Raw genomic sequence first — 18,467 nt, forward strand, 5'->3', positions numbered from 1 at the left:
TTATTGGTTATTTGTCAAAAACTAAGGACTAATAACCATGTACCAAGGACAAATGACAACCGACAAAGGACAAATGATAAATGCCTTATATTAGTGTTCGTGGGGTTGAGCATTACTACGAATGGGTGAAAAAGCCATCTGGTTCTTTGGTAAAACCAGTGATGGTTTTCATGCACGGTTGGGCTGGTTCCGCTAGGTATTGGCAAAATACGGCTGATGTTTTATCAGAGCAATTTGATTGTTTACTCTACGATTTGCGGGGATTTGGCCGTTCTCGTGGTAAAGCGACTATAGCCCAAGCAAGTGAATCTTTTGCCGAGTCTCAGTCCCCCCAGGAAGAATCGGAGGCAATTAGAGAGTTAACCTATGAATTAGAAGAATATGCTGATGATTTGGCAGCTTTGCTAGATGGTTTACATATTGAGCGTGTGCATATCCATGCTCACTCAATGGGCGCATCTGTTGCCACTTTATTTTTTAACCGCTACCCCGAACGAGTGGAACGAGGAATTTTAACCTGTAGCGGCATTTTTGAGTACGACGAAAAATCTTTTAGTGCCTTTCATAAATTCGGTGGCTATGTAGTAAAATTCCGTCCCAAGTGGTTAAGCAAAATCCCATTTGTTGACCGGATGTTTATGGCTAGATTTTTGCATAGTTCCATACCACATTCTGAGCGACAAGCTTTTTTGCAAGATTTTCTCGAAGCAGATTACGATGCGGCTTTAGGGACAATTTTTACTTCAGTCAGTAAAGCTCAAGCTGAATTGATGCCGCAAGAGTTTGCCAAGCTAACTGTGCCGACTTTGCTAGTGGCAGGGGAGTATGACAAAATTATTCCAGCCGAGATGGGGAGTCAAGCAGCCGCACTGAGTGACAAAGTTGAATTTGCGATGATTCCCGGTACGGCGCATTTCCCAATGTTGGAAGATGCACCAACTTATCTGCAACGGGTACAAGAGTTTTTGCAAATTAATACCTCAAAACCGCAAGGAAGTTAACTTATTTATTTTTCGGGCGTTACTGATTGAAAGTATGAATTAGCCTCACGCAAAAGCGCAAATAATTGTTATTTAGTCATATCGAAAAATATCATTGCAGGTTTGAAAAGGTCGAGGTGCAATGCTAGTTACAGTGTTTATCTCCAGGGACAATTCTCTCCAGATAAACAAATAGCACTCTTACCTAAGCTTGTTTGAGGCTTATCGGTGAGACAAAAGAATTCTAATGCATCTCCACCTGCATTCACACCAAAGTCATCTACAGATGCATCAAGTACAATTGCTAATCGTCGAACATAGTAAAATGTATTACCAACTAACCTGTAGCCGATAACACCCAAGGTAAGTCCGTCTGTAACACAATCGGGTGTTTGTATTTTAGGTGCGGAGAATTGAGCTTGAGCAACGAATTGCGTTGAAAAAAAGCCAAATAAGAGCGTTAGAACTATTACAAAACTGGTAATCCATAAACCAGTTGTTCTTTTAATCTTGAGCATGGTTAAATGCGGTATTAAAAAGCCTTAATAAACTTCAGACTATACTGTTAGTTGCCATTTAATCAATGAGCTTTAAAAAAATTTACACAATTAGGCATCGTGCCCAGATACGTGGTGCGATTCGTTCTGAAACCTATTATTGAGACACTCGTTACCTAGTTTTGCGTCACGATTAGTTCCAAGATGTTATTTTCGGATAGCCTGCACAAATTCGGCAACAGCGTCGTACTGGTCAGGATGCGCGATATATTTTAGTAACAAAGCTGGATCTAAATTTGGTAAGAAACCACTACGGTTTACTTCTTCATATTCGCCAGCCGCATTTAAACGGAATATTTTTATCTGGTCTGATTTCCAGAACCAAATTTCAGGTACTTTCTTGGGTTTGAATAGCTCCTTGCAGTTAATAGTGCCACTAGTAACAATAATTTCAATAACAATATCTGGCGTTTCTTTATTGCTGCCAATGCAGTAAGATTCATCTGGTGTGCCAGAAGCATACCCAGGTTCTTCTAGAGTAAAACCACCACGACCGTAGAACCGGATTCCCAACTCTCTCATGTAAGCTTCTAGCAAGTATCCAAGAGTTCTTTTTACGTACTCATGTTTTTCACCAATGGGCGACATAATTTCTAATATTCCTGACAAATACCAAAGTCGGACATTGCGGTTATCCTTTAACTGTGCTTCTATACCTTTGAATTCGTCCCAAGAAACATTAGCGACGGTTACAAGTTTCTCTTGTATGGGATGGTCTAGAAGTGGAATACTCATATTGCCTCAACAGTTGTTTTATTGATTGATAAGTAGCTGAATAAATATAGATGTTTTTACCCCTATCTTAATTATCTTGGAATTAACTCAAACCCAGTTCTCGTTTTAGCAAGTTAATCGAGTTAGTGCCGATATAATTTTCAACCTTAATCAGCTTTGGTCTACGAATAATATCTTCATCAAATGCTTGCACGGCTGCTTGCACTGCGGCAAAACTGGCTTGATCGGTTATAATTACCTCAGCTCGTTTAACCATTGCTTGAAGTTTATAAGCATCTTTTGGTTGAGAAGTCATCACTAGTAGTTCATCCCCTCGCAGACCGTGGAGGATTACTTCTGCGGCTCGTGCAATCCCAGAACTGAGGCTAACTATGCCTACACAGTTTTCTTTTGGTAGGGTTTTTAATAAGTTGAGTTCTTTGGTGTAGTCGTAGATATCTAGAGGAATTACCCGTGCAGCTTTCGGAGCTGCGATCGCTTCCACATTACTGATAAAATACCGACTTGTGACTACTGTTGCTGAGGTAGTTTTATCTAGCGCAGCTGTTAATTCATCCATTGCTACTAACTGGACTGGTATTTTCAGAGCTCGTTCTAATTCATACACCATCAACTCACCAGCACCCATGTCATAAGATGGAACTGCAACCAGTACTCGCGCACTACAACGCAAGCGCCAGTCAATTTCCGCTAAAAATAGTTCTCTAGCTTGATTCAGTGAACATCCTTGAGAGAGCAGATTATCAAGTGCTTGCTGGACAACTTGATATGCATCAGGATTTTGTTTGAGAATTGGTGATTGCAGCCTGCTACCGCCCTCATGACCTTGGGGACGAACATAAATTCCTGAACCAGCCATACTTTCAACAAATCCGTCTTCCTCCAGTTGACGGTAAACTTTGCTAATGGTATTACGGTGTAATCCCGTTTGCATTGCTAGCGCGCGTGTACTTGGCAATTTGTAAGCCGGGGGATATTGCCGAGAAGCGATCGCAAACCGGATTTGATTAAACAGCTGGGTTGATGCGGGAATTTCGCTGTCTGGCTGAATACGAAATTGAATCATCATCAAACCTCTTGAATACTAAGTGGGGAGTAGGGAGTAGGGAGTAGGGAGTAGGGAGTAGGGAGTAGGGAGTAGGGAGTAGGGAGTAGGGAGTAGGGAGTAGGGAGTGGGGAGTATGCTTTCCTACTCAGCACTTTTAACTCAGCACTCTTTTGGTTCCAGCTGCATTTGCTACATATCAAATATTCTATTTACATATAAAGTTCTTCGGGGAGAAATTTCTAATGCGTTCATTATTGGTAATTAATAATTTAATTGGAAATAACCTGGCCATACTGGCATAGTTATATCAAATAAACACAAGACTAATCACATAGCACTGGTAATAATTATTATGACAGAGCAAGCAATAATTACCACAACGGTTAATCTTTTGCAAGATAATGTTCAAGTGTCTGCAAATCTTGCAGAGCCAAAAGAATCTGGATCTTACCCCGGAGTGGTGGTACTACAAGAGATTTTTGGTGTCAATGTTCACATTCGGGAAGTTACAGAACGGATTGCCAAACTTGGGTATGTAGCCATCGCACCTGCACTTTTCCAACGGGTTGCTCCTGGTTTTGAAACCGGATACACACCCGAAGATATGGAAACGGGCAGAGGCTACGCCATGCAAACTCAAGCATCAGAGTTATTGAGCGATATTCAATTAGCAATTGACTACCTCAAAAATCTGCCCCAAGTCAAAAAAGATGGCTTTGGCTGTATTGGTTTCTGCTTTGGTGGTCATGTCGCATATCTTGCAGCCACCTTACCAGATATTAAAGCTACGGCTTCCTTCTACGGTGCTGGAATTACCACCCGCACACTAGGAGGTGGCACTCCTACTATCACCCGCACCAGAGAAATTCCAGGCACTCTCTATGCCTTCTTTGGTAAAGAAGATGCTAGCATTCCAGCCGAACAAGTAGATGAGATTGAAGCAGAGTTAGAAAAATATAAAATTCCTCATCGTGTGTTTCGCTACGATGGAGCTAATCACGGATTTTTCTGTAACCTTCGTGCCAGTTATAATCCTAAAGCGGCAGCCGATGCTTGGGAGCAAGTGAAACAACTTTTTGGTCAACTGACCTAAAAACTATGCAACCAAGTTTGTCTTTGATCATTTGTTATTAGTAAGAATCAGAGACAAAGAACAAATGACAAATGACAATCTAAACTACAGTGGCATCATATCAAATAACAATTAATCTTCAAAAGTCATGAATTCCGAATCGCAACTTTCTCAAACAGCCAATTCGTCATTTACGATGGACGATTTTGCCAAAGCACTAGAAAAACACGACTACCAGTTTCAAAAGGGACAGGTTGTACATGGCAAAGTGTTCCAACTTGACCATGATGGAGCCTATGTCGATATTGGTGGCAAATCGTCAGCTTTTCTGCCGCGCGATGAGGCTTCTTTGAGAGCAGTTACTGATTTATCGGAGGTGCTGCCATTGCAAGAGGATATGCAGTTTTTGATTATCCGAGATCAGGATGCAGAAGGTCAAGTCACCCTTTCTCGCAAGCAGTTGGAAATTCAGCATATCTGGGAACGACTGGCCGAAATGCAGGAAAATGCTCAGACTGTACAAGTACGGGTTATGGGTGTAAATAAAGGTGGTGTTACCGTCGATATTCTCTCTTTGCGGGGATTTATTCCGCGATCGCACCTGGCAGAGCGTGATAATTTAGAAGCACTCAAAGGTCAAAATCTGACTGTGGGCTTTTTGGAAATAAATCGTAACACCAACAAACTCATCCTTTCCCAGCGTTTAGCAACTCGTTCTAGCAACTTCAGTTTATTAGAACTAGGTCAACTGGTGGAAGGTAAAGTTACTGGCATCAAACCTTTTGGTGTGTTTGTCGATTTAAATGGTATGGGGGCTTTGCTTCATATCAAGCAGGTAAGCCAAAAATTCATCGAATCTCTAGAAAAGGTATTTAAAATTGGTCAGCCAATTAAAGCTGTAATTATTGACTTGGATGAGGGTAAAGGGCGGGTTGCTCTTTCTACCAGAGTTTTGGAAAACTTCCCTGGCGAAGTCTTAGAGAATATGGATGAAGTGATGGCTTCAGCTGAGGCGCGTGCCAATAGGGCTAATAACAAAGCTTCTGAATAGTTTTGAGGTGGGCTGCTTGCACAACGTATAAATAGTGCGTTTCCGATAACGCCCAAAAAAAGAACCCCACCCCCAACCCCTAAGAGCTCTTCGGGAGGCAGGGTGGTTTCATACGAAGAAAGAAAAATACATAAGTCTTGATTCTCGTTTTGTGATATGGCTTTTTACCCCACTTCCATTCCTCTCCCCGAAGCGGAGAGAGGCTTTGAAACTCAGTTTTGTTTTTTCTCTGCTTGTATGAAACCACCCTGCTCCACCCTCTTCGGGAGGGGAGGAAAAGCACAGCTTTGGCTCTTTGAGGTTCTCCGGGTTTAATAAGTAATCAAGCGGACATGATATGAGCCGTCGAATTCACGCTAAAACAAGAATTTCAGTCAGCTTTAGATGACTTTCGCTATGAGCCGCAGAATTTATTCTGAGGCGGACGTGTGGGCAATGCCAATATTCTGCAATGATGCAAAAACCTTAATCCACAGTCTCACATTTGAACCCATCACCCGCCATAGGTTAGAAACCAAACCTACGGCTAATAGCGAAAGTCCTCTCAAGAGGACTAAACAAGAATTAATCAGCCCCCAGTGCTAGGTATCGCATCTCTGAAATATTGATTAACTCCTAGAAAATAACCCTGTTAAAAATAGTTATAAAAGTCTGAAGTGCTTAAAATGTTACACTTCACAAGTCTCGACGCGAGAAAAGATAACTATAAACCTACACCCCCCAAACAGCTATGCTCATTGGTATGAACTTAGAGCCAGGGCGAATGGAATAGAGCCTCCGGCACGCTGACGCGAACGCGGCTACACAAACAAGAGCTTTCCTCCGTGGGCTAAGAGAAAATTAAGGTTTTTTAACCCACAAAGTTGGGTATATTGAGCCGCCTAAATTTATTGATCAGATATATATATTTTCAGTTGAATACTTTCTTTCAAGCTGCTAAGGTAAGCTAGCAACGCATAAATAAAAATCACAATTCCGATCATTTCCAAAAACTCTTCAATAACTATACCCGTTAACGTTATGATACTGCGGCGACCAAAATCTTCTATCAAAAATCCACCGATCATTTCCATACCTAATGTTCCACTTATATAAATAACTGCGGCAATAAAAAATAAATACCGAGTCTTTGGCGGGAGAGCAAGCCAAAATTTAAGATATTTAAATGTAAAAACTGCCACTAAAACTACACCAGGAATAACCCAGGTTTGGAAAAATATAGGATTGAGATGAAGCGCTTGTCGCACTGACGGAATGATCAAAATCTCGTGAAAACTAAATGCTTCATCCAAACTCAAATATACAAATATAAAAGATAGGGTTTTCCAGTAAGAGAAATGGCGGTCTTTCGTCTTAATAACAGTAATTACTTTAAGTAATCCCGAACAAAATAATAGAGAGAATGCGGAATACCAAGCAGGAATATTAAATTCGCCATCAAGGCTAAATAGTTGGTAAAACCATTTGCTAGCAGGCAAGGGAAACTTCGAGAGCCAAAAATAGCCACTTAAAACGCCTGCGAAGGTGAGGCTGATAACTATAACTATTAAACGTCGAGCAATTGTTTTAGTACGGAGATGAATTGGTAACTCCACACTAGAGATTGATACTTGGGTCATACTAATATTGAGTAATTTATTTTATTAGTTAGGAAATTATCTCATGAGTGTAAATATCTCAGCAAACTGTTACAGAACTTTTCGCTCTGGCGGTTTTCCAGTGATACCCCAAATTAACTGCTCCATAGCCTCAGTATCTGTCCGAAAGTCAACCCACGTATGACCCTTAAGAAACCCTTACAGCGCGGGTCTACTTTATCTCGTTCCCAGTTGGAATGCCTAATAGGGGGGTTGCCGCCTCAAGATTTGCGGCTCTGCCGTAATTGAAGTGCATTTCCAGCCAGAGGCTGGAAACGAGGTTTTAAATGGGTTTGGGCTTAAGTTGGCACCAATGGCGAGATGCCCACAAGAAGTAGTTGAGTATTTTTTTATTTGGGAGTCCCTAAAGTAGAATTTAATAAGCAAAATGGCATTTGACTTATATTAGGAATTAAAACTTTTGCGGTAATGAGCAATGGCGAAAAAGCCGAAAGTCCTAGCTACAAAAAGCTTGACAGAAAAATTCGCAAACTCCAAAAAAAGCTAGCGCGGCAAATAAATGGTTCTAATCAACGCTATAAAACTCGAATTCGCATTGCAAAGCTGCACAACAAAATAGCTGACACCCGTAAAGACTTCCTGCATAAACTATCTACTAAGATTGTTAGCGAAAACCAAGCTATTGTTTTAGAGGATTTGAATGTGTCGGGAATGGTGAAAAATCGCAGACTCTCAAGAGCAATTAGTATGCAGGGCTGGCGTGAATTTAGGACGCTATGCGAGGCTAAAACTAAGAAATATGGCAGAACTTTTCATGTTATTAATCGGTGGGAACCAACTAGCCAAGTTTGTGTGCGATTCGTTGAGTAGAAATACTTAGAAATAGGTAGGGATTACCCGCAAAGGAAACCAACCCCTCGTATCGGTTGGAACAGAACCTTGACAACTGAATGACCATGAGGGTGTAAATCCCTCCCCTGTAGATGCCAGGTGAAAGCATATTCCCTACGGTAGCGATGCCATCAATCCGTAAAGCGGGATTAAAAGCCCTTCCACACTCCTAGTCCAAGGTAGTGCGGGGCAAGCAAAGAATCCATGAATAAGACATAACGTCTGAATCCACGACCGAACCACCGTGAGGCTTAACCAGCAAAAGGGACTGATTAGCTGGAACCAAAAGGTAAAGGATAAAAGGTAGGCGGTTGCAAATCCGACCTACAGCATCTCTAAAACAAACCCGGTGGAAAGTGGAATTCTAAAGGTTCATAGTATGGTCATTCGGAACGAAGTAACCCTCCGTATGCTCTCAGGTCGGTCGATTTCCTGAGTAGGTGCTAACCGGATGCTGCGGACGGGCAGGATTGAGTCAGAAGCGAAAGACGCGGTTGTAATGATCCGTATATGCTGACAGACTCACGGTAGTAAGGATTGAGTAGTTTCAAGTAGCAGCAGATATGTCTAAAACGAGTGTCAAAACTACGGTGGAATGGAGAAAGGTAAACTGGCGCAAGCTGGAGAGCCGAGTATTTAAGCTGCAAAAGAGAATATTCATAGCCTCTAGTCGTGGTGATTTAAAAGCAGTTCGCAGACTCCAGAAGACATTGATGAGGTCTTGGTCGGCAAAGATGCTGGTGGTGCGTCGCGTGACACAAGATAACCAGGGTAAAAAGACATCCGGGATTGACGGGATAAAATCATTAACCCCCGTACAAAGGCTGGCACTGGTGCAAAAACTTGAGCTAAAGGGGAAAGCCAAGCCCACTAGAAGGGTATGGATAGATAAACCGGGGACTGACGAAAAACGTCCACTCGGAATTCCCACGATGTACGACAGAGCCAATCAGGCGTTAGTTAAATTAGCGCTTGAGGCTGAGTGGGAAGCAAGATTTGAACCCAATTCCTATGGCTTCCGACCAGGACGTTCATGCCAAGATGCAATAGGAGCAATATATATAGCGATAAATCAGAAAGCCAAATACGTGCTGGATGCCGATATTGCTAAATGCTTCGACCGAATTAATCACGGAGAACTTCTCAAAAAGCTAAACACATTCCCAACCCTAAAACGCCAGATAAAATCATGGCTAAAATCAGGAGTGATGGACGGCAAACAGTTGTTCTCAACATCTGAGGGTACGCCACAAGGTGGGGTTATCTCACCACTATTAGCAAACATTGCCCTTCACGGGATGGAAGAGCGGATAAAGCAGGTAGCCGAAGAGTTACCAGGAAGGAAACGTGATAACCATTACGCCCTTAGCCTAATCCGGTATGCCGATGACTTCGTGATATTGCATGAAGACATAACCGTTGTCCAGAGATGTAAGGTAATCATAGCCGAGTGGTTAAATGGCATAGGACTGGAATTGAAACCAAGTAAAACGCGCCTTACCCATACGCTGGAAAAGCACGAGGGACAAGACGCGGGGTTTAACTTCCTGGGATTCAATATCAGGCAGTACCCAGTAGGAAAATATAACACGGGTTGTAGCTCTAATGGAAAGCCACTTGGATTCAAGACACTCATCAAACCCAGCAATCAAAAGCTAAGAATACACTATGACAGTGTATCCGAGGTAATAGAGCAACATAAAACAGCCCCACAGGCTGCGCTAATAGCCCGCTTAAATCCAATCATTAGGGGATGGGCTAACTATTACCGCACTGTCGTCAGCAAGGAATCATATTCCGAACTAGACAAAAGGGTGTATCTGAAGCTAAAAAGTTGGGGACAAAGACGACACCCGAATAAATCGGGACATTGGGTAGCCAACAAATATTGGCAAACCTGTGGTAATGACAACTGGGTATTCGCAACCAGCCAGGAAGGTAAAAACCCACTGCGGTTACTGAAATATAGCGCCACTGAAATCACGCGCCATGTGAAGGTCAAAGGCGAAGCCAGTCCTTATGATGGCAACCTAGTTTACTGGAGTACAAGAATGGGTAAAAACCCGGAAGTCCCAAAAGATGTGGCAACACTTCTAAAGCGACAAAAAGGAAAATGCGCCCACTGCGGACTATATTTTACAGAATCATCGGTGATGGAAGTTGACCATATCATTCCTAAGTCGAAAGGCGGAAAGAATGAATATAAAAACCTACAACTACTTCACCGACATTGCCACGATCAAAAGACCGCTAGTGATGGCAGTCTCGGCACAAAATCTGGCTGCAATAGTGCCAAGCCTAATCCCGCCAAATCGGGGAACAGAGGTACTTATGACAAGAGCCTTATTACTGAGGAGCCGTGTGATGCGAAAGTATCAAGCACGGTTTTGAAGACGAGCGGTTCTCGTGAGGGAATCGCTTAGTTTAACTCAGAATGCGGTTATAAGTGGGGCAAACTTGATTTAAAGATACGTCTTGTTAAATGTTTAAACTGCGGCGTTGAACATGATCGCGACGAAAACGCCGCCAAGATGATAGAGAAAGTCGGGACAGGGCATTGCCACGACTCTAAACGGGTACGGAGACGGGAGGGAGAAGTCTATTTTGGTAGCACCTGTCTGTGATGTATCAAGTGTTTCCCCGTCTCTTCAGAGCGGTGAGTATGTCAATTTTCTCTATCTTTCTCTAATGCTTCCTGGATTGCACGACGGCAAAATTCTGGAGGATCATCCTTAGTGGATAGTTCTTCTTTCATAGTTTTTGTGACACGTAAGTTAAGACGCTCACTTAAAGGTTCTTCCCTCTCTGATTTAAATGGGTTTAAATTTTCTGGATGACCTTTAGGATTAGGCATTTATGTATAAATATAAATATAAGTTGAATCACTGGTAGGCAGTAGATTAGATTGGTTTTTGGTGGTTGCTACAACTTGCCGGAAGTACAACCACCAATATCCAATTTGAAAAATGGACATTACTATTTTATGTTCACGCGTTCCGAACTTGAAATCAAGACTATTAAAGAATTACGCGACTTGTGTCGGAGATACGGTGTAAAACCTACTGGGAATGCAGGATACAAAACCTCGTACATCGTAACTCTGATGCCATTTCCATTTTTAGCACTGCAACAAATGAAGCAAGGTAAAGGGTTAAAATTCCCTAACTTTAACGCTATTCAGATAATCAGTTCTGCTATTGAGGAGATGAATTCACCCACAGATGAGCAAGCAGCGCTAATTCGGATAACTTTGGAGGGCAGAAAAATGAGCTATCCTGACCGATACGACCAGGAGAACCTGCTGAACTTGCACAAAGCTAAGATGTCGCTTGAACAAGCTATTGACTTGTTGAGCCAGTAAAACTAATCCCATTAGCCTATCCCCTACATCTACAAAGATATGGGGGATAATTTTTAGAGTATTAAGATAAATAAGGTGTGACCTATTGGCTTAATTGGCGTGAGGAGAGCTTGAGCATAGTAACAAAGTATAAAGATATGCTCATGTTGTTTAAGTATTGCTCAACAGATTTTGAGCATATATCAAGGATTTCAAGAACTATAAACGCTGAAAGTATTCAATTTAGGTATTTATATGTTTCTAGTAACTGGAGCAACGGGAGGAATTGGTCGCAGAGTTGTGCGACTCCTACGACAACGAGAACAGTCTGTGCGGGCATTTGTCCGCCTTACATCGCGCTACAGCGAGTTAGAACACCGGGGTGCAGAAATCTTTATCGGTGACTTGCTAGAGGAAAAAGATATTCAGAAAGCTAGTCGGGGTGTGAAGTATATTATCAGCGCCCACGGTTCTGATAGCGATGCTCTATCTTTAGATTACCGCGCCAATATTGAACTGATTGACCAAGCAAAAGCCAATGGCGTAGAGCATTTTGTCTTCATTTCCGTATTGGGAGCCGATCGCGGTTATGAAGACGCTCCTGTGTTTAAAGCCAAACGAGCAGTAGAGCGATATTTGGCAGCTAGTGGCTTAAATTACACAATTTTACGCCCAGCTGGATTAGCATCTAACTTGCTGCCACTAGTAGAACGATTCCGGGAAACAGGATTGTATCTGCTGATTGGCGATCGCAAAAACCGTACCTCAATTGTCAGTACCGATGATTTGGCAAAGATAGTCGTGGATTCTGTGACAGTTGAAGGCGCTCGCAACCAGATTTTACCAGTGGGAGGCCCGGAGATTTTATTACGAGAAGATATTCCTCGGATTTTTGGTCGGATCTTTATCAAAGAACCAGTAATAATTAACTCACCACTATTTGTCATTGATGGGTTACAGAGTGCATTAGGCTTATTTAATCCCCAAATCCAAAAAGCTTTGGGAACTTATCGCACATTGCTAGCAAATGAATTTCTCTGTACAAAAGATGAAATTGCCAATTTAGAGGCGATTTTTAACTTCCAGTTGGAGACATTAGAAAACTTTTTGCGGCGCTATCTAGCAGTTTGAATTAGGTAATGGGGCATGGGGCATGGGGCATGGGGCATGGGGCATGAGCAGAAAAACTAATATAGCGTTTCCTAATCAGATGAAGTACATCATAGCCCCCTATCGAAGAGCGGGGAGGGGGTTGGGGGTGCGGTTCTTGTACCTCACTCAACCGATAACCGCTATACCCAATGCCCAATGCCCAATGCCCAATGCCCAATTCCCAATGCCCAATACCCAATACCCAATGCCCAATGCCCAATACCCAATAATCTAAAATTCTATGAACTCTTCCTTAGCTGCAAATGCTGCTCAAGCACGTCAGACAAAAGAGCGATTCGCCCAACCAGAGGAACAACTCACCTATGAATTGGGGAAGGCAGTACAGGAATTGCCACCCCTGTACACGAGATTATTAGCGGGAACGATGACTGCCATCGTATTTGGGACGATCGCTTGGGCGTACTTCTCGCAAATAGATGAAGTAGCAACAGCACCAGGGGAATTAATTGCTTCCACACAGGTAAGACCCGTGACATCCTTGGGTGGAGGGTCAATTGTCGCCGTCAAAGTGCAAGAAGGCGATCGCGTTACTAAAGGTCAAGTTCTGATTCAAAAAGATCCAGACTTGCAAATAACCGATGTTTCCCGCCTAGCTAAATCTACTAGATTAATTCAAGACGATTTACAACGTTTGGATGCAGAACGCACCGGAGGCAAAACTGCTGGGACAAAACTGCAAGATGAACTTTTAACCTCCCGTCTACAAGACTACCAAGCGCGTCAAGCTGCGGCGGAAGCAGAAGCAAATCGCCAAATAGCACTCATCAATCAAGCCAAAGTCCGCTTGACTCGATTGCAAGACAATTTAGTTAATGCCAAAAGCAGCGTTGGCAATGCCAAAACCAACCTTGTCAACGCCGATAGCATCCGAATTAAAATTGAAAGTAATTTGACGCTTGCACAACAAAGGGAAAAAAGCCTACACACCCTAATTACTCCTGGCGCTGTACCTCGTGTGGATTACCTAGATGCCCAAGAAAAATTAACTCGTGCAAAGACAGAGATCACTAGATCACAAGATGAAGTGACTAACGCCCAGAATAAAATCACAGAGGCTCAAGATAAAGTCACATCATTAGAAAAAGATATTGCTGCCCAAGTCCAAGAAATTCACCAAGCAGAACAAGCTTACAACTCTGCACGCAGTCAAGCCCAACGTGTAGCATCAGAACGCCAAAGTGAAATTTTAACCCAGTTCAACAAGCGTAAAGAAGAATTAACAACTGTTCAAGGTCAATTAGATCAGGCGAGGAAGCAGCAAGCTTTAGAAACGATTGAAGCTCCCGTTGCTGGTACGATTTACAGAGTCAAAGCCACCAGGGGACCAGTACAATCGGGTGAAGAATTGGTGTCAATTTTGCCGGAAGGGGAAGAAATGCTCCTAGAGGTAAAAGTTCTTAACCGCGATATTGGGTTTATTCGTCAAGGAATGAAGGCAAAAGTGAAAATGGCGACTTTCCCCTTCCAGGAATTTGGCACTGTGGAGGGCGAAGTTATGCAAGTCAGTCCGAATGCAATTGTTGATAAAGAATTAGGCTTAGTTTTTCCGACAAGAATTAAGCTAAGTAAACACTCAGTGAACGTGCGGGGTCAAGAAGTAGAATTTACACCAGGGATGACTGCTACAGGTGAAATTGTCACTCGTAAAAAGTCAATTTTGACATTCATCACTGAGCCTGTGACACGGCGGTTCAACGAGGCATTTTCGGTTAGGTAGCGTTTGTAGCCTCTGATGTTTTTATAGCTGTTTCAAAAGCGATACTCGCCCAGGCTACGCCTACGCATCTCATAACATACATCTATAGCGCTCCTCACTTGAGTGCTATTTTATTGACCTAACAAGAACAGCCCCTTCCCTACAAGGGAAGGGGAGTAAGATTCAAAGCCTCTCTCCTTTATTGATGGTGCTAAGGGTACAAAAGCGTTAAAGCGAAAATATACGGTTACATTATTGTTTATTCTGATACCAAAAGCTGCAATTGCTCTTGATACGCCAGACGACTACGAGCAGCGATTATATATTTTGTAAATCGGACAGGATGCTTAACCTACAATAATAGTGCTATATCTTTGTAGTTCAAAATTTTAATAAACTATAAAGGCTTAAAAAAATCACAAAGCCGACTTTTGCAACACAACCGTATTTGATGGCTAAATCAATTGTTTCAATAAAACGGCTCGGCAAACAGTTAATCGACTGGTTGCTTGAAGAAGACCGACGAGAAAAGGAAGGGCCTTACCGCAAGGAAGAATCACATCGCCAGCATTCTTGGTGGCAGGTGATGTGCTTGACTGGTGTAGATTATTTCTCGACCCTTGGCTATCAACCTGGGATTGCAGCACTGGCAGCTGGCGCTCTTTCTCCTATAGCTACCCTGATTCTGGTTTTGCTGACCCTCTTTGGAGCATTGCCAATCTATCGGCGCATTGCTGCCGAAAGCCCTCGTGGGGAAGGGTCGATCGCAATGTTAGAGCGTTTGCTCCCCTGGTGGCAAGGTAAATTACTTGTGCTGTGCCTACTTGGGTTTGTCGCAACCGACTTTATTATTACCATTACCTTATCGGCTGCTGATGCTACAGCCCATATCATCGAAAATCCACTGATCCCAATTTGGCTTCACAATCAGACGATCGCAATCACTCTCATCTTAGTTGCATTACTAGGCGGAGTTTTCCTCAGAGGTTTCCGAGAAGCGATTGGGATTGCAGTAGTTTTAGTGGCAGTTTATCTGGTATTAAACTTCATTGTCGTTAACGTCGGTGTATATCAGATCCTAATTCACCCAGAAGCGATCGCTAACTGGCAGACGGCACTTTTTTCACGCCATTCCAACCCTTTCATGCTACTCGGCATAGCTCTTTTGATATTCCCCAAGCTAGCGCTGGGATTGTCAGGTTTTGAGACGGGCGTGACCGTCATGCCCCTGGTCAAAGGTAGTAACAGTGACACTTCCCAACATCCCAAAGGGCGGATTCGGAATACACGCAAGCTGCTTACCAGTGCTGCTCTGATTATGAGCTTCTTTTTGCTCACCACCAGCTTTATAACTACTCTACTGATTCCAACCGCAGAATTTGCATCTGGGGGCAAAGCTAACGGACGGGCCCTTGCTTATTTAGCACATCTGTATCTAGGCAATGGCTTAGGCACAATTTACGATCTAAGTACTATTTCCATTTTGTGGTTTGCAGGTGCATCTGCAATGGCAGGGCTGCTGAATATTGTGCCCCGCTACTTACCACGCTATGGCATGGCACCAAATTGGGCACGAGCAGCACGACCTTTAGTTTTGGTCTATACAGCGATCGCCTTTGTTGTCACAATTATCTTTCGGGCAAGTGTGGAAGCCCAAGGTGGGGCTTACGCAACTGGTGTGCTTGTGTTGATCACCTCAGCGGCCTTTGCCGTAACCTTATCAGCCCACCGTCATCGAGAGAAGCGGGCAAAACTCATTTTTGGCATTATTACACTGTTATTTTTATATACCACTATTGTCAATATCATCGAAAGACCAGAAGGTATTAGGATCGCTGGGTTCTTCATTGGTGCAATCATTTTTACCTCGCTGGTTTCTCGTGTGTGGCGTTCAACGGAACTGCGAACAGAGCAGATCGAATTTGACGAGCTTGCTAGCCAATTCCTTGCCGAAGAGAGCCAGGGAGCAATCCGACTGATTGCAAATCGGTTGAATAAGGGCGATGTTCTAGAGTATTTTATGAAAGAGAAAGAGGTCCGCGAGGATAACCATATTCCACCCAACGATCCAATTCTTTTTCTAGAGATTCATGTATCAGATGCTTCGGAGTTTGCGGATGTGATCAAAGTAAAAGGGGTGCAAGTTGGTGATTATCGCATCCTCCGGGCTGAGAGTGCAGCAGTACCTAATGCGATCGCGGCTTTATTGCTGTATATTCGTGACCAAACAGGTAAGATTCCCCATGCCTACTTCGGCTGGGTTGAAGGCAACCCGATACAATACTTACTGCGTTTTATCTTATTTGGGGAGGGTGATATTGCTGTAGTTACTCGTGAAGTACTCCGTCGGGCTGAAAAGAATTCCCACAGGCGTCCTGGCGTTCATGTCGGAGGTTAAATCAAAAGGGTGTAGGATGTCGCGTAAGTATTTCAAAATTCAAAATTAAAGAAATATAATCTAAACAAGTCTGCCTTCAGGAGATTGACTCAATCACATATATCTCCCCAAAAACCCTTACCTTTGAAGATTTTCTCTCTCAATATCGAGATAATCCCCGCTATGAACTGGCAGATGGAGAACTAATTGATATGGAACCCACTGGCCCGCACGAAACGGTGAGTGGCAAACTTGCAACCCAAATTGGGATCTACCTTGTTGCAGAACAACTCCCCTGGTTTATTCCTCGCACTTGTTTAATTTACCCCTTCGTAGATGCTGCTACAGTTCGTCGTCCTAATGTTGTGGTTCTCGATGAAACCGTTCTCCAGCGTGAACCACTTTGGGAGGGAGAACCCGTAATTACGCTGGGACGTTCGATTCAACTGGTGGTTGAAGTCGTTAGTAGCAACTGGGAAACTGACTATGCTCGCAAGGTTGAGGAATATGCCCTCTTAGGCATTCCTGAATATTGGATTGTGGATTATCGAGGATTAGGCGGTGTGGCATTCATTGGTAAACCCAAACAACCTACCTTTACTATCTGTGAACTGGTTGAAGATACCTATACTCAACAAAAATATCGGCTAAACCAATCAATTAACTCGCCGCTTTTGCCTAATCTTCAACTTCGCCTAGATGACATTCTGGCTCGTTAAGTGTAGGTTCGAGAATCTCTTGGACATACTCAAAGCGATGTGACGAAGAATATGGGAGTGGTACAATCAGCGCTTTCAAAAACCCTATGATTCAGAAGTGCGTAGAAGCTTTGCTTCTTGTCGTCAGACATCGCCTTGACGAGATTATGAATAGTTGGAGTACGACGCCGAATAGCCCGCCGTAGATATCACCTGCTTTAACCCTATTACCATATTACTAAAAGTGCGTGCGTGATTCGGGTTTTGGTAAACCTAGCGAAAGATAGAGCTAAAATTGATTTATAGATAGATAAGAAAACTTAAAGATGTTAAATGCGGTAGAGTTTCAAGCAAAGATTCAAAACGGTTTAATTCAGATTCCCGATGAGTATAAACAAGAACTCAATGAAGGAGATGATATTAAAGTAATTGTTTTGGTGAATAAAAAATTATTTCCAAAAAAAGACATAATTGATGAATTGACTGATAATCCTGTTCAAGTGAATGGTGTACTCACCCGTGAGGAAGTTTATAGTCGTTAGTTATGACTGCTGTTCCATCTTTTATTGATACCAATGTTTGGCTCTATCGTCTATTTGATCACAAAAAGATAGACGTTGCAGAAAGAGATAGAAAGCGTAATATTGCTATTTCAATTACCTCGGATGAAGGAATAATTATCAGTACGCAGGTTGTGAATGAAGTTTCTGCTAATTTCTTGAAAAAAACAGCCTTTAACGAAGAGCAAATCAAAGCTGTGATTCAGTCTCTTTATCATCGCTGTACTATGGTAGAGTTTAACTTAAATATTTTTGAATCTGCATCGGATATCCACAGTCGATATAATTTTTCTTTTTGGGATGGTTTAATTGTTGCTTGTGCGCTGCCCGCAAGAGCAAGTATTCTTTATTCTGAAGATATGCAGGATGGGTTAATAGTAGCTGGTCAATTAGAAATTGTGAATCCGTTTAAATCAAGGTAGAGAGGTTACTTGAGTTGCGATCGCCTTTACAGGAGTATGATTTTTGGAGTGCGATCGCTTGTAGTAAAGTATTAGATGCGATCACCTGTTTTAGAGGATGAATGAACAAGTATTATTGCTAACATCAAAAACTCCGAAACCTAACCCCCCTAGCCCCCCTTCCCTACAAGGGAATGCAGGGTGGATTAATTGTCCAGAGAGAAAATATAACATGGAAGGATGATTCCTTGAGAAAAACACCAAAAACAGAGGAAAGTTGGGAATGAATT

At 42.7% G+C, this 18,467-nt stretch carries 19 protein-coding genes and 1 pseudogene; 14 read left to right on the forward strand and 6 right to left on the reverse strand.

The features are described 5' to 3' along the window. The first annotated feature begins 80 nt into the window (after window positions 1–80). Window positions 81–1,001 (forward strand): alpha/beta fold hydrolase, encoded by a 921-nt coding sequence (locus V7K31_RS11610; protein ID WP_335094469.1) that lies wholly within the window; start codon window positions 81–83, stop codon window positions 999–1,001. Window positions 1,002–1,138: 137 nt separating this feature from the next. Here V7K31_RS11610 and V7K31_RS11615 read toward each other — a convergent pair whose 3' ends face one another. The 3 genes from V7K31_RS11615 to V7K31_RS11625 all read right to left on the reverse strand — a co-directional run bounded on the left by V7K31_RS11615 (window position 1,139) and on the right by V7K31_RS11625 (window position 3,338). Next, window positions 1,139–1,498: a hypothetical protein gene (locus V7K31_RS11615; RefSeq protein ID WP_335094470.1), complete on the reverse strand. Its 360-nt coding sequence runs from the start codon at window positions 1,496–1,498 to the stop codon at window positions 1,139–1,141. A 186-nt stretch (window positions 1,499–1,684) separates the two neighbouring features. Beyond that, a complete protein-coding gene (locus V7K31_RS11620; RefSeq protein WP_335094471.1) occupies window positions 1,685–2,272 on the reverse strand; it encodes a Uma2 family endonuclease in 588 nt (195 codons plus the stop codon). Window positions 2,273–2,354: 82 nt separating this feature from the next. Further along, entirely contained in the window at window positions 2,355–3,338 is a 984-nt protein-coding gene (locus V7K31_RS11625) for a GntR family transcriptional regulator (protein WP_335094486.1), read from the reverse strand. 334 nt (window positions 3,339–3,672) lie between these two features. Here V7K31_RS11625 and V7K31_RS11630 point away from each other — a divergent pair, with 334 nt between their 5' ends. Together V7K31_RS11630 and V7K31_RS11635 are read left to right on the forward strand one after the other, a co-directional pair. Further along, window positions 3,673–4,413: a dienelactone hydrolase family protein gene (locus tag V7K31_RS11630; RefSeq protein WP_335094472.1), complete on the forward strand. Its 741-nt coding sequence runs from the start codon at window positions 3,673–3,675 to the stop codon at window positions 4,411–4,413. Window positions 4,414–4,540: 127 nt separating this feature from the next. Then, window positions 4,541–5,443, forward strand: coding sequence for a S1 RNA-binding domain-containing protein (locus tag V7K31_RS11635; protein WP_334833528.1), 903 nt, complete (start codon window positions 4,541–4,543; stop codon window positions 5,441–5,443). An 887-nt stretch (window positions 5,444–6,330) separates the two neighbouring features. Here V7K31_RS11635 and V7K31_RS11640 read toward each other — a convergent pair. After that, window positions 6,331–7,038: a hypothetical protein gene (locus tag V7K31_RS11640; protein ID WP_335094473.1), complete on the reverse strand. Its 708-nt coding sequence runs from the start codon at window positions 7,036–7,038 to the stop codon at window positions 6,331–6,333. A gap of 453 nt (window positions 7,039–7,491) precedes the next feature. Between V7K31_RS11640 and V7K31_RS11645 the strand changes: the two genes are divergently transcribed. The 3 genes and pseudogenes from V7K31_RS11645 to V7K31_RS11655 form a co-directional block, all read left to right on the forward strand. Beyond that, window positions 7,492–7,911 carry an RNA-guided endonuclease InsQ/TnpB family protein gene (locus V7K31_RS11645; protein ID WP_335094487.1) on the forward strand — a complete coding sequence of 140 codons (420 nt, stop codon included), beginning with the start codon at window positions 7,492–7,494 and terminating at the stop codon, window positions 7,909–7,911. Between the two features lie 584 nt (window positions 7,912–8,495). Continuing rightward, window positions 8,496–10,355, forward strand: coding sequence for a group II intron reverse transcriptase/maturase (ltrA, locus tag V7K31_RS11650; RefSeq protein ID WP_335094474.1), 1,860 nt, complete (start codon window positions 8,496–8,498; stop codon window positions 10,353–10,355). 18 nt (window positions 10,356–10,373) lie between these two features. Continuing rightward, a pseudogene (locus tag V7K31_RS11655) lies at window positions 10,374–10,556 on the forward strand (zinc ribbon domain-containing protein); the annotation flags it as partial. A 41-nt stretch (window positions 10,557–10,597) separates the two neighbouring features. Here the strand turns inward: V7K31_RS11655 and V7K31_RS11660 are convergent. Continuing rightward, window positions 10,598–10,786, reverse strand: a complete 189-nt coding sequence (locus V7K31_RS11660; RefSeq protein ID WP_335094475.1) for a hypothetical protein — start codon at window positions 10,784–10,786, stop codon at window positions 10,598–10,600. Window positions 10,787–10,915: 129 nt separating this feature from the next. On the opposite strand from V7K31_RS11660, the gene V7K31_RS11665 reads away from it, so the two are divergent. The 8 genes from V7K31_RS11665 to V7K31_RS11700 all read left to right on the forward strand — a co-directional run bounded on the left by V7K31_RS11665 (window position 10,916) and on the right by V7K31_RS11700 (window position 18,198). Beyond that, a complete protein-coding gene (locus V7K31_RS11665; protein ID WP_335094489.1) occupies window positions 10,916–11,293 on the forward strand; it encodes a hypothetical protein in 378 nt (125 codons plus the stop codon). A gap of 234 nt (window positions 11,294–11,527) precedes the next feature. Continuing rightward, window positions 11,528–12,403: an SDR family oxidoreductase gene (locus V7K31_RS11670; protein WP_334948063.1), complete on the forward strand. Its 876-nt coding sequence runs from the start codon at window positions 11,528–11,530 to the stop codon at window positions 12,401–12,403. 43 nt (window positions 12,404–12,446) lie between these two features. After that, window positions 12,447–12,659 (forward strand): hypothetical protein, encoded by a 213-nt coding sequence (locus V7K31_RS11675; protein ID WP_335094477.1) that lies wholly within the window; start codon window positions 12,447–12,449, stop codon window positions 12,657–12,659. Window positions 12,660–12,665: 6 nt separating this feature from the next. After that, window positions 12,666–14,162, forward strand: a complete 1,497-nt coding sequence (locus tag V7K31_RS11680; protein ID WP_335094478.1) for an HlyD family efflux transporter periplasmic adaptor subunit — start codon at window positions 12,666–12,668, stop codon at window positions 14,160–14,162. A gap of 430 nt (window positions 14,163–14,592) precedes the next feature. After that, the gene (locus tag V7K31_RS11685) at window positions 14,593–16,539 is read left to right on the forward strand and encodes an amino acid transporter (RefSeq protein ID WP_335094479.1); all 1,947 of its coding nucleotides are present in this window, start codon (window positions 14,593–14,595) and stop codon (window positions 16,537–16,539) included. Window positions 16,540–16,631: 92 nt separating this feature from the next. Beyond that, window positions 16,632–17,237 (forward strand): Uma2 family endonuclease, encoded by a 606-nt coding sequence (locus V7K31_RS11690; protein WP_335094491.1) that lies wholly within the window; start codon window positions 16,632–16,634, stop codon window positions 17,235–17,237. A gap of 305 nt (window positions 17,238–17,542) precedes the next feature. Then, window positions 17,543–17,758: a hypothetical protein gene (locus V7K31_RS11695; RefSeq protein ID WP_335094480.1), complete on the forward strand. Its 216-nt coding sequence runs from the start codon at window positions 17,543–17,545 to the stop codon at window positions 17,756–17,758. 2 nt (window positions 17,759–17,760) lie between these two features. Beyond that, window positions 17,761–18,198, forward strand: a complete 438-nt coding sequence (locus V7K31_RS11700; RefSeq protein ID WP_335094481.1) for a PIN domain-containing protein — start codon at window positions 17,761–17,763, stop codon at window positions 18,196–18,198. Here V7K31_RS11700 and V7K31_RS11705 read toward each other — a convergent pair. Beyond that, window positions 18,185–18,307, reverse strand: coding sequence for a hypothetical protein (locus V7K31_RS11705; RefSeq protein WP_335094482.1), 123 nt, complete (start codon window positions 18,305–18,307; stop codon window positions 18,185–18,187). The genes V7K31_RS11700 and V7K31_RS11705 overlap by 14 nt on opposite strands. Window positions 18,308–18,467: the final 160 nt, after the last annotated feature.

It is taken from the genome of Nostoc sp., from assembly GCF_036917675.1.
Taxonomy (GTDB): domain Bacteria; phylum Cyanobacteriota; class Cyanobacteriia; order Cyanobacteriales; family Nostocaceae; genus Nostoc.

Coding starts and splice junctions, on each gene's coding strand:
- V7K31_RS11620 (WP_335094471.1), bottom strand. CDS start 2,272: ATGAGTATTCCACTTCTAGACCATCCCATACAAGAGAAACTTGTAACC.
- V7K31_RS11670 (WP_334948063.1), top strand. CDS start 11,528: ATGTTTCTAGTAACTGGAGCAACGGGAGGAATTGGTCGCAGAGTTGTG.
- V7K31_RS11695 (WP_335094480.1), top strand. CDS start 17,543: ATGTTAAATGCGGTAGAGTTTCAAGCAAAGATTCAAAACGGTTTAATT.
- ltrA (WP_335094474.1), top strand. CDS start 8,496: ATGTCTAAAACGAGTGTCAAAACTACGGTGGAATGGAGAAAGGTAAAC.
- V7K31_RS11680 (WP_335094478.1), top strand. CDS start 12,666: ATGAACTCTTCCTTAGCTGCAAATGCTGCTCAAGCACGTCAGACAAAA.
- V7K31_RS11665 (WP_335094489.1), top strand. CDS start 10,916: ATGTTCACGCGTTCCGAACTTGAAATCAAGACTATTAAAGAATTACGC.
- V7K31_RS11685 (WP_335094479.1), top strand. CDS start 14,593: ATGGCTAAATCAATTGTTTCAATAAAACGGCTCGGCAAACAGTTAATC.
- V7K31_RS11610 (WP_335094469.1), top strand. CDS start 81: ATGCCTTATATTAGTGTTCGTGGGGTTGAGCATTACTACGAATGGGTG.
- V7K31_RS11660 (WP_335094475.1), bottom strand. CDS start 10,786: ATGCCTAATCCTAAAGGTCATCCAGAAAATTTAAACCCATTTAAATCA.
- V7K31_RS11630 (WP_335094472.1), top strand. CDS start 3,673: ATGACAGAGCAAGCAATAATTACCACAACGGTTAATCTTTTGCAAGAT.
- V7K31_RS11675 (WP_335094477.1), top strand. CDS start 12,447: ATGAGCAGAAAAACTAATATAGCGTTTCCTAATCAGATGAAGTACATC.
- V7K31_RS11635 (WP_334833528.1), top strand. CDS start 4,541: ATGAATTCCGAATCGCAACTTTCTCAAACAGCCAATTCGTCATTTACG.
- V7K31_RS11625 (WP_335094486.1), bottom strand. CDS start 3,338: ATGATTCAATTTCGTATTCAGCCAGACAGCGAAATTCCCGCATCAACC.
- V7K31_RS11615 (WP_335094470.1), bottom strand. CDS start 1,498: ATGCTCAAGATTAAAAGAACAACTGGTTTATGGATTACCAGTTTTGTA.
- V7K31_RS11700 (WP_335094481.1), top strand. CDS start 17,761: ATGACTGCTGTTCCATCTTTTATTGATACCAATGTTTGGCTCTATCGT.